Origin of the sequence: Pseudoalteromonas sp. P1-13-1a (genome assembly GCF_001401875.1) — a bacterium.
Taxonomy (GTDB): Bacteria; Pseudomonadota; Gammaproteobacteria; order Enterobacterales; family Alteromonadaceae; genus Pseudoalteromonas.
The window spans coordinates 39204-52986 of record NZ_LKDV01000012.1 but is presented as its reverse complement, the minus strand read 5'-3'; the positions used below and the strand labels follow the sequence as shown (position 1 = coordinate 52986).

Genomic DNA, 13783 nt, shown 5'->3' with positions numbered 1-13783 from the left:
GTATTTTAAAGCGTGCGGTTAATACCTAGTGTCGTTATACACATACTTAAAAGCGTTTAATAAATGTATTTTTTCTGAACAGTATTGAGAGTTATTAAACTAACATAGGGTTACTAAAGATTGTCCTAATTTAATAAATAGTGGTTAGTGACTAGGTAGTGGGTACAGTGTAATATTAGCCTTTATATTGATAAATCACGCAATACCTAAGCATTGTCAAATATAAATAGACAATAAATCACTTTTTGATTGCTCAACACGCATGTAAGCAAACCTAAAGCGCTTAATTTTGCCAAAAATAATAATTAAAAGTTGATAACGGATTAATACACAATGCTTTTAGAAGACTTACAGGTAATTTTAAAAGTAGCAGAGTTTAAAAGTATTACTGCTGCCGCATCCAATTTAGATATGCGCACCGCTACAGCAAGTGCTGCTGTTAAAAGGGTAGAGCAGGCTTTAGGCTTTGAACTATTCATACGTACTACTCGTCATTTAAGGCTTTCTGCTGCCGGTGAGCGTTATATTCCGCAGTGCCAACAAGCAGTGACGATGCTTGAACAAGCTAAAAATACACTAAAAAGCGATGATGATATAATTGATGGCGAGCTGCGTATTGCACTTTCTTCTGATTTAGGGCGCAATATTGTGATCCCATGGCTTGACGAGTTCATGCAAACTCACACTCAGTTAAGCCTTCGCGCCAATATTAGCGACAGTAATATCGACTTTTATCGTGACTCGGTCGACATTGCGCTGCGTTATGGTAAACCTAACGATGCCAGCATGTACGGTTTTAAAATTTGCGACGTACCGCGTATTTTATGCGCAGCGCAAAGCTACCTTGATACACACGGTACGCCTGCTCATCCACATGATTTAACATCACATAAAGGGCTGTTTTATCAACTTCAAGATATAATTAAAGATGTGTGGCTGTTTAGTAATGGCAGCGAAGAGTTTAAAGTAAAGCTCAACGGTGGCCACGCAACTAACGATGGCGATTTAGTAAGGCGTTGGTGTGTGTCGGGCAAGGGGCTGGCGGTTAAATCCTGCTTAGATATGTCTAATGAATTATTGGCTGGTAATGTTGTAAGTGTTATGCCAAGTTTTAAACCCACGCCTACAGAGCTTTGGTTGGTGTGCCCAAGTAGGCAGTCAATCACTCCGGCAGTGCGCTTACTTCGCGATGCATTTAGAGAAAAAAGCGCCGGTATTTTAAAAGCCCTTATTGCAAAAGGAATTATTGATAAAAGCGTGCTTGGCTAATGAAGGACTGAGAATGCAAGTTCATGACATTAGAATGTTTGTGCCGTGTAAAAATTATCAGCAATCGTGCGACTTTTATCAGGCGCTTGGCTTTAATGTTGAGCAAGCATCAGCTGATTTAAGTATTGCAACATCAGGTGAATGTAGTTTTTTTTATACCAATCGTGTTAAGTTATTAGGCATTTATAGCGGCAGTTAAATAGCGTGATAACAAGGCATAAATATCGCCATGTAGTTGTTCTACATAAGAAATTTATAACGCTGTTAGCGCTCTATTTAGCACGCTAGAATGATTAAATATTTAAGTCGATTGGTATTAAACGTTACTACAACAAAGAATTTGCTGAAAATTTAATGCTGCAAGTGTGCGTATTAAACATAAACGAAGCCTTTAACACTATTAGTAAGTTAACTCACTTTGATATTCGCTTTGAAGGAATAAAACAAGAACCGTGGGGGAAAGTGATTTATTTATGGGGACCTTCGGGTAAGCTTTTACATGTTACAGAGCTTAATTAGCCAAAGCTTAGTTAATCAGGGCTTTGGCTAATTAACTAAAATAACGCCACCCATTTTAAGCTGGTGGCATTACCTTATTATTAACTTAGTTTTTCATTAAAAAACGCTAAGGTACGCTGCCAAGCGAGTTCTGCTTTTTGCTCATCATAACGCCCCGTAGAGTCGTTATGAAAACCATGATTAGCGCCTTCGTACATGTGCATAATGTACTCAACATTGTTAGCTTTTAAGCTTTTTTCATAATCAGGCCATGTAGCGTTAACGCGTTTATCAAGCTCACCTAATTGAATCATTAAAGGTGCTTTTATATTTTTGTGCAGTGACTCACTTGCAGGAGTGCCATAAAAGGGCACGCCCGCGCTGAGTAAATCACTCTCAACCGCCGCTAAGTAATTAACAATATAACCCCCAAAACAAAAGCCCACAGCCCCTAATTTGCCGTTACTATTTGAATGATTTTTTAAAAAGTGCGCAGCGGCTACAAAGTCATTTTGGATTTTAGCTCTGTCCATGGTTTTTTGCATGGCACGGCCTTCATCGTCATTACCCGGGTAGCCACCAAGCGCAAAGAGTGCATCGGGTGCAAAGGCAATAAAACCTTTTTTGGCTAAGCGCCTTGCTACATCTTTAATATATGGGTTTAACCCACGGTTTTCGTGAATAACTAATACAACCGGCAGTTTACCTTCAATTTTGCTCGGCACAGCTAAGTAGCCTTTGCCTTTACCATGCCCGTTTGGCGAATCAAATTCTTCGTAGGTGGCTTTAATATCGTCATCGTTAAACGACACTTGCTCTGCAAACGCATAATTAGGTAACAGGGCACTGGTTAGTACGCTCATTGAAAAGCCAAGTGCAGCTAACCCACCTAGTTTTTTCATAAATGTACGTCGGTCCATTAAACCGTGGGCGTATTCGTCATACCAATCGAAGGCTTCTTGCGGGATATGATTTGATTGCGGGGTATTCATGGCTGCTCCTTCCATTATTATTAGTTATGTATTGCTATTTATTACCATAACGTATTAGGGATAAAAAACGAGCAATATTTTTCTCAATTATTAGGAATGTTGGCAAAGTTATCCGTCAAGCAAGCAAAGGAGCACATTCCTTTGCTGTGTGGAAATTAAAGAAACCATTTCAATGTGGTTTAAATCTTTTACCTCATAAATGCTCACTTTTGGGTTGTTAAGAGTAAGCATCCTATTATATGGACTCACTTTATCTGTATTACTTGAAAAGATGTAAGTGTGCCTAGCATGCGGGGTCTTATTTAGATTATTTAATAAGTTGAGTTTGTTAAGAGGTACTTCACTTTTTTCTATTATTTTAGCCGCGACTTCGTTTAAATAATCATCGCCTAATAGTTTGCTATAAATAGGGTGTGATAAGTTAGCAATTGTGCTTAGTGCGGCCTCAAAATTAATCATTGGGGCATAAAGTATATGCTTACTAATGTTCAGCTTAGATGCCAACTCAACTCCCGCAATTGCGCCCATTGAGTAGCTAATTAAGGAAATATCAGTGTAGTTTTCTTTATTTACATAATTGACTAGCACATCAAGCGAGTTTAAACCAAATCTAAATTTCTCGTATTGATTACTTGCAGGCATCACTATCACATTTTTTCCAGTGACATGGCTAAGCCACCTTGCTTGCATGGTGTAAATCAAGCTGTCTACGCCATACCCCGGAAAGATGATTAAAAGCCCACTATTATGGTTGTTTGGTAAATTATCTGAAGTAAGTTGGTATTCAAAAACCTCATCCTCAGTGCTTCCTTCAACAATCAAACTTAACGAAAGTGTATTACCATCGAGTAGGTAGCTTTCGATATCCTTAGGTGAGATAAACCTAAAATCAAGACAATCTACTTCGCTGCTACAGTAATGGGTTTGTACTCCAGATAAAGCGATAGAGCTCTCAAATTCTTTAGGGAGAACTTTCTGCGGAGGCTTAGTTATTTGATAAGCAATATAGCTCTGACACCCACTTAAAAAAATAACTAAAGAAATAATCAGTATGTATATGCGCATTAAAGTCCCTTTAATTTTCAAGCTAAAATTTTTTGATTAATTAATGCCAGATAACCCTTCACCTACGCCTGTTAAAAATCAAGTACCACAAATGCGAACGATATAGCAATAGCGCCTAATATCATTAGTTTACGGCTGTTTTTTTTGTAACTAGGTTAAGACGGAAAAAGTAATAAATAGAATAAGTTGTACACGTGGCATTGTTACACCCTTTTATGTGCGTGAGTCCATATAAGTGTCTAACTTATCAGCTGAAAATAATTTAAACAATTGATTTAAAATAAAAAGCTCGGAAAACGCCGAGCTTTTTGAGTAAGTTACCTAATTGGCTTGTTACGCCATAGCGTCGTTGGCTACAGGGTATTTAGGGTCTTCAACAATGTTAACCTCAACTAAATCACCAGCTTTTTGTAATAACTGGGCAGACTCAGGGCTCAAATGGCGCAAATACAACGTTTTACCTAATGCTTTATAACGCTCACTTAAACCATGTATGGCCTCAATACTTGATTGGTCGCATACTTTAGCATTGGCAAAATCAATACACACTTTTAGTGGGTCGTGATGTGGGTTAAACCCTTCTTTAAACGAGGTTATAGAGCCAAAGAATAAGTTGCCTGCCACTTGGTAGGTTTTTTCGCTTTGCGACTTATCGCTGCATTGAATACGAATTTCTTTTGCAGAATTCCACGCATAAACTAAGGCTGAAATAACAATACCTATGCCTACTGCAACGGCTAAATCAAGCAATACGGTAACGGTTGATACCACAATAATGATAAATATTTCAGACTTTGGAACGCGGCCAAATAAGCGTAAAGAGGACCATTCAAAGGTTGCAATAACCACCATAAACATAACGCCAATTAAAGATGCAACCGGTATGATTTCAATTAAGCTTGGGAAAAACAAAATAAATACCAACATAAATAAAGCGGTAGCAATACCTGCAGCACGGCCTCGGCCGCCTGAATTTAAACAGACCATGCTTTGGCCAATCATTGCGCAGCCGCACATGCCACCAAATAAACCGCTTAAAATATTGCCCGAACCTTGTGCTACAGACTCGCGATTACCTTGCCCGCGGGTTTGTGTTATTTCATCAATAAGCGAAAGCGTCATAAGGGTTTCTATTAACCCCACTGATGACAAAATAAGCGCAAGCATGAGCACGGTAATAAGTGCATCGAGCGAGTCGCTATTGGTTAAATCCCAACTAATTTGCGGAAAGTGAAAACTCGGTAATGCACCTTTTAAACTGCCATCAAGTGGGTCTATGGTGTCTTTTAAGCCCGCAGCTACTTTTTGCGCTTCGTTTTCTTGCCATTTAGCCGTAATTTGCGCATCGGTTGGGCGCTCAAGTGCAATATTTTGTGCCACTTCGCTGTATTGCCCATGAGGTACTTGATTTTTTATAGCTGCAAAGTTTTCAGTAATGATCTCTTTTTCAATCATTGAGGTACGCTGCGTGTGCACAACGTCACTAACAAGTTTAGACTCAAGCGGCGTAAATGTAACTAGGGCTGTACATACGGCAATAGCAACAAGGGGCGCAGGAATTGCTTTGGTATAGCGTGGTAAAAAATACACAATGGCCATGGTTAACGCTATTAGCCCCATCATGGTAAGCATGGCTGGGCTGGTTAATTGCATCCAATCGCCTGCGTAGGTAAACATATCGTGTTGCTTATCGTAGACTACACGTACGTTTTCTTTAAATTGGCCAAATTGCGCCATACCAATCACAATAGCTAAGCCATTTACAAAGCCAAGCATTACAGGGTGAGGTAACAGCCTAATAAATTTACCCATTTTAAACGCGCCAAACGCAACTTGCAGTACACCGGTTAATACCACGGCGGCCAACAAGTACTCCAGCCCAAACATAATAATAAAGGCGGTAGTGACTACAGCCATAGAGCCCGCCGCACCCGAGATCATACCAGGGCGGCCGCCAAACACAGCGGTAATAAAACCAACAAAAAACGAGCCATAAAGACCCATCATTGGGTCAATTCCCGCTACAAATGTAAACGCAACGGCTTCGGGAATGAGCGTAAGCACAGCGGTTAAGCCGGCTAGTACGTCATTTTTTAAATTAGCGCTGCGTTTGCTTATTAAATCAAACATAGGGTTCCTTAGGGTACATAAATAAACTACATGCCATAGCGCTTTTTCGCGAATAGCAGTATGTTTAGGTGTTTTAAATTTACGTGTATAGGGCGTGTTGATCTTTGCGGATTGAAATTTGTTCAATCTAGGGGCGATCAAATCACGGCGCGAGGTTTGTAACCTAGTGGGCTCGATAACTGCTCCTGCGTTATTCTAATGACTTACATCCATGTAAGAATAAGTAATAACCGAGCAAAGCTTCCGCGTCCTGCTCACGGCCCTTACCAACATCCATGTAGGCAACAAAGAGTTTATCGCCCCTAGGCAGAACCCAAAGGGCAGCGTATGTTTGGCATTTATGCTACGTTATCGCCTATTTATGGGGAGTAACCGCACTTCATAGGCTCTGCCTTGCCTAAAAACCAAACATACTGCTGTAAATTCAAACGCCAAAGGTCAACACGCCCTCGTTATTAGAGCTAAGTGGAGGGCACTTAACTGACAAGCTGCTCAAAGCCATTGCGGTGTGAGCGTAATGCTAAGCAATAACATTTTAATGCGTTAGCTGTGCTTTAAATGAGGGCGCATAATACGCTGATATTATTAAAATAATTACCTATAATTTATTTGAAACACTTTATAAAAACTATTAATAATGCAGGGCTAATAAAAAGCTCGGCGTATTAGGCCGAGCTTTAATGGTTGGGAGAGAAACTTTAATTATTTGGTAGTGGGTGTTGGTTGAATACTTATAGGTTGCGATTTACCAAATAGTTTACGGGTAAGGCGCTTGGCGTCTTCTAGTGCTACGTACTGGCAAGGTATAAGTATCAAGGTAATTACCGTGGCAAAAAGCACACCAAAGGCCAGCGATACCGCCATAGGAATAACTATTTTAGCTTGTAAGCTTGTTTCCATAATAATTGGCATTACCCCAATAAATGTAGTGATTGAGGTAAGCAATATAGCTCTAAAGCGCTTTGCACCGGCTTGCATAACAGCTTGTTTAATAGCCATACCTTCCGCGCGTGCTTTATTTACAAAATCAACCATAACGAGGGAGTCGTTTACTACAATACCCGCTACCGCGATAATGCCAAACATAGACAGTCCGCTCATGGTCATACCTAATATTACGTGACCAAACATTGCACCTACCACACCAAATGGAATAACCGACATGATAATAAGCGGCTGCGAGTAAGAGCGAAGCGGTATAGCTAATAACGCAAATATAATCATCAGCGATATAGCAAAGTCGCGTAACTGCTCATCGGCGCTGTCCATCTCTTCTTGTACGCGTCCAGCCACATTACTTTTAACGCCTGGGTAGCTTTTAAGCAGCGAAGGTAAATAGGCATCGCGAATTTCTTGTGCAATGGCAAACGGCTCAACTTGATCAGTATTGACCGCTGCCCACACATTAACGGTACGGTTTGAGTTTTCACGGCGAATCCGGTTTACGCCATCAACAAGCTTAACTTCGGCTACTTCGCTTAACGGCACTTCTGCACCAGTTGGCGTAATAATGCGCGCATTTTGAATGTTGCTAATTGAGTTACGCTCGCTTTCTGGGTAGCGGATCATTACTTTAATTTCTTCGCCTTCGCGTAAAATACGCTGTGCTTCTAATCCGTAGTAACTAAAGCTTACTTGCGATGCAACATCGGCAAGTGTAAGTCCCATGCTGTAGGCCAGTGGTTTTAAATCAAGCTGTACTTCGTCTGTGGCACTTTGCAATGAGTCGTTTACATCGCCTACACCTTCCATGCTTTGTAATTTAGCTTTTAATTTACCGGCTACTTCTTTTAACTCATCGGCATTTTTGCCTTGTAGTCTAAAACTTACGTCGCCGTCATCACGCCCGCCACTAAAAATATTATCTTGAATATTAAGCGTTTTAACACCTGGTAGCGGTGGCATTTGTTCGCGCCAAAGGGTGCTTAATTCAAAGGTATCGATAGGGCGCAAGTGTGGCTCTACTAAAATAGCCATAATGTTTGCCTCTGTACGCCCGCGTAGGCTTACCGATAAATCGCGGATCATGCTTTGTCCGTATTGCTCTTCAAGTTCTTTATCTACTTTGAGTAATACATCTTCAATTTTACGGGCAGTTTCAAGGGTTGCCTGCTCCGAAGAGGCTAGGTTCATTTCTAACGTAATACGCGGAAAGTCATGCGGTATTTTAGGATTAGGCACAAACTTAACCAACCCGCCTGCAAACATACCTGCACTGACTATTAAAATACATAAAAAGCCAATAATTACGGTATAACGATAATGTATACAATGGCCTATAAAAGGCGTGTAGTAGTTTTGTACAAAGTGTTTTAAACCGTTATCAACTACATTACGCAGTTTGTGTAATGGATTTTTAGGGTTAGGTTTACGTGGGTTCATGGCTGCAATATGCGCAGGTAATATTAGCTTTGATTCAATTAACGAGAAAATCAAACACAGTATAATAACCACACCAATGGCCTTAGAAAACGCAGCACCTGGGCCTGATGCCATAGCTTGGGGTAAAAACGCTGCAATAGTGGTTAGCACGCCAAATGTAGCGGGCATAGCAACGCGCTTAACACCGCGAATAACATTATCAAGGCTATGACCATGTTTTTCTATTTCGGCACTGGCAGATTCGCCCACAACTATGGCGTCGTCGACCACAATCCCGAGTACTATAATGAAGGCAAATAACGACACCATGTTTATGGTGATGTCTAAAAAGCCCACAGGCATAAATAAAAAGGCACCTAAAAAAGACACTGGTAAGCCCATCATTACCCAAAACGCTAAACGCAGCGGTAAAAATAGTGCCAATACAATCATTACTAAAATACCGCCCCATACCATGTTGTCGATCATCATATCGAGTCGACCTTCAAGGTAGTAGGTTAAATCAACAATAGGTGAGAGCTTTACACCTTGTGGAAGTTTTGACTGTTTTTCTGCCATGTAGCCTTTAAGAACTTTAGCTACATCGGTTATGTCTTGATCTTTTGAGGCATCTACTTCAAACGAAAGTGAGTTTTTACCGTTATATTTAGAGTAAAGCAGGCCTTCTTCAAAGCCATCATTAATTGTTGCTACATCGCCTAAATTAATTTGTGCACCATCGGCAAGCGTTATAAGCGGAAGCTTTGCAAATTCTCCGCCACGGTAGGCCTGCTTTTCAACACGCATAGAGATATAGCCTGTGTCGGAGCGAATTTGTCCTGCCGACATATTAGTAGAAAAGCTTTGCACCGCGCTTGAAACATCTCTAAATGTAAGGCCATATTCACGTAGTTTATCGGGGCTTATTTCTATGCCTATTTCGTAATCTAGGCCACTGTAAAAATCGACTAAGTTAACGCCAGGCAGGGCAAGCAGTTCATCTTTTATGTCGTTACCTAACTCTTTAAGCTGGTAGTAACTCATGTCGCCGTAAAGCGCGAGGATCATGACCTCTTGCTGAAATTTTTCACGTTGAATAACGGGGCGTTCCATCCCCGCAGGAAAGGTATTGATAGAGTCTACTTGCGCTTTTATTTCGTCTAGGGCTTCTTGTAGGTCGTATTTTTCTTCTATTTCTACCCACGCTTGCGCATAACCTCGGTTAGAGTAGGTTATTAAACGTTTTATACCCTCGGTACCTTCAAGGTTTTCTTCAATTTTTATGGTTATGCCTTCTTCAACCTCTTGCGGGGCGGCGCCTGGGTATATCGCTTGAATACTCACCCAGTTACTTTCAAACTGCGGAAATGCCTGTTTGCGAATGGTCAGCGCTGTTAAAAGCCCACCAATGAGAATAAAAATCATGATGAGGTTTGCCGCCACTGGGTTACGTGCAAACCATGCAATTAAGCCTTTTTCTGAGGTACTCATGGTGTATCCTCTTTAAGTGCTAATTGAGTAACATCGCTTTTAGGTTCAATGCCCTCAAGCTTAACCGCCATGCCTTCTGTTGGGTATTCCAGGGCAGAGGTAATAAGTTGTTCGCCACTGCTTAACCCTTGGTCGGCTATGACCATGCCGTTTTGTTCACGTACAATATTAAGCGTTTTAAAGCTCAGGGTGTGATTGTCGTTTAAGATAGCAATTTTGTTATTTTTAACTAAATGGTGCGGCACTATAATGGCGTTATCAAGCGCTCGCCCTTCAATAGTAGCGTTAATGTAAGAGCCAAAACGCAGTGGCTTAGTGTTATCAGCGTACGGGGTAGGTAACTGCGCAACTAAGTAGCTCATACGGCTGGTTTGATCAACAACACCTTCGCTACGTACAACCTTGGCTTGCCAGGTAGTTTGCTTACCGGCAAATTCGGCATTAAGTGTAACCTGTGCGCCAATACCGCCGTTATTTAAGTATTGCAGCTCTTTATCTGCAACCGGTAAACGTACCTCTGCAACCGAGGTCGCGCTTAGCTCACCAAATTTACTGCCAGCACTCACTACAGAGCCTAAGCTAATTGTGCGCTCGTTAATAATGGCATCATAGGGGGCTCTAATGTAGGTGCGTTCTAAGTTACGTTTAGTGCGTTTTACACGCGCTTGAGCAGATTTAAAATTTGCCATTTTTTCGGCAAGTTGTGGTTTACGTAAATAAAGTTCAGATGCAATTGCATCGCTTGAGTCTGATTTAATACGTTCCCATTCGGCTTTAGCAACATGGGCTTGTGCGCGTTCAATTTCAAGTGCTGAACTTGCTTGTGCAAGGCCTGCTTGGGCTTCAATTAAGTCGGCTTCGTAATCATTTGGATCAATTCGTGCTAAAATATCGCCTTGCTTAACAAACGCGCCTTCAACAAATTGTTCGGCTACTGAAATAACTTGCCCGCTTACTTGCGCAACAAGTTCAGTACGGTCTTTAGGTTTTACAACGCCGTACGATTTAACATCAAGCGTTATCGCATCAATGTTTACGTTTTGCGCAGCAACAAGTGGGCGAGTGTCTTGCTCTGGTTTTTCTTCTGGTGGCGCTTTCATTGCTGAAAGGCCAATTGCCAGTGCAATTCCGGCAGCTAAAACTGCGACAGGTAATAAAATTTGTTTTTTAGTAGCCACAAGGCATTCCTTCATATATTTGGTGACAAGGCAATAATACGCAATAAAGTGTTTACAAGGCGTTTGAAGATGTAACAAAGCATTACATATGTGTATTACAGATAAATAATGAGCTAGGTAGGGTGTTAATTTAAATACAAAGGCCTGGCTTTTACTAACAGAGGTGTTTATGAAAACAGAGCCTATGGCATGTCGTTTAGGCTGCGGTGCTTGCTGCATTGCCCCCAGTATTAGCTCGCCAATCCCGGGAATGCCAAACGGTAAAAAAGCCGGAGAGCGTTGTATTCAGCTAGATGAACGTAATTTATGTAAATTATTTGGCGATGAAAGCCGTCCTAAAGTATGTAGCGATTTTAGCGCCACATTTGATGTGTGTGGGTCTACTAATGCAGAGGCTCTAGCACTTATAACCGAGCTTGAGCAATTAACCTAGCTCACGAGGTTAATACACATATATTTACATTTATCTATTACCGAGTGATTTTTTTAAGTAATTAAAAGCTGCGCTTTTAACGCGAGCAAGCTCAGCGTCTACCGCAAATGTGTAGATATACGCTTACTTTGTAGACGTAAAGCTTGCTTAGGTGACAGGCAAAGCCTGTAAAAGTGATTTATTCACAAAGAGGGGAAGAGGCGCTGCGCTTTTAGAGGAAGAGATTAACTTTAAGTAATAGTTGGTTTGTGTTTTCTCATTTACTTCTCATTCGCTTCTTTTTGTACAATATTTTCTGTCTAAAATAACGCTTTTATAAAAAACACAGCGTTTACAAATCAAAGTATAAATTGAGTTTGTAAACGCCGGCTTTATTTTCTACCAACTATACGTTGCGCTTAACGTATATTGCTCACCGCGTCCTGGTGTACCTGGTATTTCTTCAAACGACTCATCCCATAAGTTGTCAGCCGCTAAAGTAATAAATAAATTGCTTAACTGAGGCGGGGTTATTTTAAGCGTTAGCTGGGTAAATAACGCGTTGTCGTGGCCGTTTCTAAGCGCGTTTTTGTGTTGTGTACGCCATTCGTTATCTATTCTAAATTCTAAAATATCAGTTGGGTTGTACACAGCGCCGAGTGTTAAACGGTGATCAGGAAAGTTTAACGCGTAAAAACTAGCATCAATATCGGCTGCGCCGTAGTTTTCTGATTTATGCAAATAGGTGTAGCTAGCAATAAGTTTCGCAGAATCAAAGTGTTTAGTCGCTAAAAATTCAACCCCTGCAGTATCAATATCAACGGGGTTTGCAAAGCGCGCAGAGGTGGAGTCAAAATTAAAGGTCCAGTCGGTTAAGTTATTATCTTTTCGATAAAAAATAGCCGAGTTTAACTGCCAGCTTTGCTCTTCAAGTAATAAGCCAAGCTCTAAGTTTGACGTTGTTTCGCGCTCAAGGTTGTAGTTACTTCTAAATAACCCGCCAGAATCGCTGCCGCCAATGGCTGTGTAGCCTGCAACTTGGCTTGCCTGCGCGTACGATAAATAAAGAGTGTGTGCTGTGCCGTCACTATTTTGCGTATTTAGGGTTATATCACCAATAGCTGATACTTCAGCATCATCACGATTGGTATCATCATACGCAGCCCCTAAGCGAAAGGTAAGTTGTTCGTTTTTTAGCGCTATTGTGTATTCAGGCAATACGCTCAGCTTATAATATTTTCGTGAGGTAAAGTTGTTTTCAAGTGTGGTTGATTCAATCGAGTCATCAATAAATTGTGCCGAGTAATTGATTGCCAGTGCATCGCTTTGTGTATGGCGACCCGAAAGAGCAAGCGATTTAACTTCACTTTTATGAAAAGCTTCAAATGCACTTGGGTTTTCGCGCGAGTAAATATAGTGATCGTCATGGGTACGGTAATACGCCGATACTTCAAAATTGCTGTTTTCAGCGTAATTTTGTTTGTGATTAAGCATCCAAAGGCGGGTTTCTAAATCTTCAGTTTCGTTAACGCCAAAAGGGGTATATAAGTTAGGCCAGCCAAAAAACTTATCTTGCGAGCCATAAAATAAATCGGTTTGGCTATGCTCACTTGCCAATTGCACGCGAACTGAGGCGCGCGAAAAGTCATGATCGCCATTATCAATAGTGCCATCACTTTGCGAGTGAGAGTACTCACCTTCAAAGCCCAGTTTATAGTTAGCTAAGCTATCAAGTTGTGTGTTTTTAGCAGCGTGAATACTTTGCAGGTTAAAGTCGTTCGTACCAGTGCCAAGCGATACACTACCGCCAGTAATAATTGGTTTCCAACCAAACGAAACTGTACCTACAGAGCTGTTCATACCGTACAGTGCGTTATCGGCACCGGTTAAAACTGCGGGGCCGCTTAGCATTTGCGGTGCAATAGGTATTTCAGCAAAATAATGACCAGATTGCGGGTCAAGTAGGGTAGCACTGCCGACTCTAAAACCGGTATTTTCAAAAATTCCACCACGAATAGTTACATCAGCTTGCGCCTCAGCCATATTACGCGACTGTAAATCAACACGCGGGTCATACTCTAAATTAGAAATAGGCGAGTCAAATGTACCGACAGGCAGTTTATTCGCAGTAGGCGAAGCTTCAACCGTTATTTGCTCTATTGAAGACTCATCAGGTAGCGTATTAGCATCAACAAATGGGGTAACGCTGCATAATAGTGCAGGTAATATAATGTGTGGTGTGCGGCTCATGTGTTTCTCGTCGTTTTTTATTTGTAGCGGCGGTTACAATTAATTTCAAAGCATATATTTGAGCATGATAAAATAACTAAATGTAACAGCAGACATTTTGTGCGCGATTGTACATTAATTTGTTAATAACTGCATTT

Annotated in this window: 10 protein-coding genes; 4 read left to right on the top strand and 6 right to left on the bottom strand. The window is 41.1% G+C overall.

Annotation, left to right across the window (positions count from 1 at the left end; all coding sequences use genetic code 11):
* Positions 1-333 precede the first annotated feature (333 nt).
* The 3 genes from AN391_RS09555 to AN391_RS09545 all read left to right on the top strand — a co-directional run bounded on the left by AN391_RS09555 (position 334) and on the right by AN391_RS09545 (position 1788).
* Positions 334-1269 (top strand): LysR family transcriptional regulator, encoded by a 936-nt coding sequence (locus AN391_RS09555; protein ID WP_055015200.1) that lies wholly within the window; start codon positions 334-336, stop codon positions 1267-1269.
* Between the two features lie 13 nt (positions 1270-1282).
* The gene (locus AN391_RS09550; RefSeq protein ID WP_235575964.1) at positions 1283-1468 is read left to right on the top strand and encodes a hypothetical protein; all 186 of its coding nucleotides are present in this window, start codon (positions 1283-1285) and stop codon (positions 1466-1468) included.
* A 155-nt stretch (positions 1469-1623) separates the two neighbouring features.
* Positions 1624-1788: a hypothetical protein gene (locus AN391_RS09545; protein ID WP_235576481.1), complete on the top strand. Its 165-nt coding sequence runs from the start codon at positions 1624-1626 to the stop codon at positions 1786-1788.
* 80 nt (positions 1789-1868) lie between these two features.
* Here the strand turns inward: AN391_RS09545 and AN391_RS09540 are convergent, their stop codons facing one another.
* The 5 genes from AN391_RS09540 to AN391_RS09520 all read right to left on the bottom strand — a co-directional run bounded on the left by AN391_RS09540 (position 1869) and on the right by AN391_RS09520 (position 10984).
* Positions 1869-2759, bottom strand: a complete 891-nt coding sequence (locus AN391_RS09540; RefSeq protein ID WP_055015199.1) for a dienelactone hydrolase family protein — start codon at positions 2757-2759, stop codon at positions 1869-1871.
* Between the two features lie 108 nt (positions 2760-2867).
* A complete protein-coding gene (locus AN391_RS09535; protein WP_235576480.1) occupies positions 2868-3824 on the bottom strand; it encodes an alpha/beta hydrolase in 957 nt (318 codons plus the stop codon).
* A gap of 333 nt (positions 3825-4157) precedes the next feature.
* Positions 4158-5954: a SulP family inorganic anion transporter gene (locus AN391_RS09530; protein ID WP_055015197.1), complete on the bottom strand. Its 1797-nt coding sequence runs from the start codon at positions 5952-5954 to the stop codon at positions 4158-4160.
* A gap of 702 nt (positions 5955-6656) precedes the next feature.
* A complete protein-coding gene (locus tag AN391_RS09525) occupies positions 6657-9806 on the bottom strand; it encodes an efflux RND transporter permease subunit (RefSeq protein WP_055015196.1) in 3150 nt (1049 codons plus the stop codon).
* A complete protein-coding gene (locus AN391_RS09520) occupies positions 9803-10984 on the bottom strand; it encodes an efflux RND transporter periplasmic adaptor subunit (protein ID WP_055015195.1) in 1182 nt (393 codons plus the stop codon). The genes AN391_RS09525 and AN391_RS09520 overlap by 4 nt, the downstream gene beginning before the upstream one ends.
* 169 nt (positions 10985-11153) lie before the next feature.
* On the opposite strand from AN391_RS09520, the gene AN391_RS09515 reads away from it, so the two are divergent.
* A complete protein-coding gene (locus tag AN391_RS09515; RefSeq protein ID WP_055015194.1) occupies positions 11154-11417 on the top strand; it encodes a YkgJ family cysteine cluster protein in 264 nt (87 codons plus the stop codon).
* A 378-nt stretch (positions 11418-11795) separates the two neighbouring features.
* Here the strand turns inward: AN391_RS09515 and AN391_RS09510 are convergent, their stop codons facing one another.
* Positions 11796-13646: a TonB-dependent siderophore receptor gene (locus AN391_RS09510; RefSeq protein WP_055015193.1), complete on the bottom strand. Its 1851-nt coding sequence runs from the start codon at positions 13644-13646 to the stop codon at positions 11796-11798.
* Between the last annotated feature and the right edge of the window lie 137 nt (positions 13647-13783).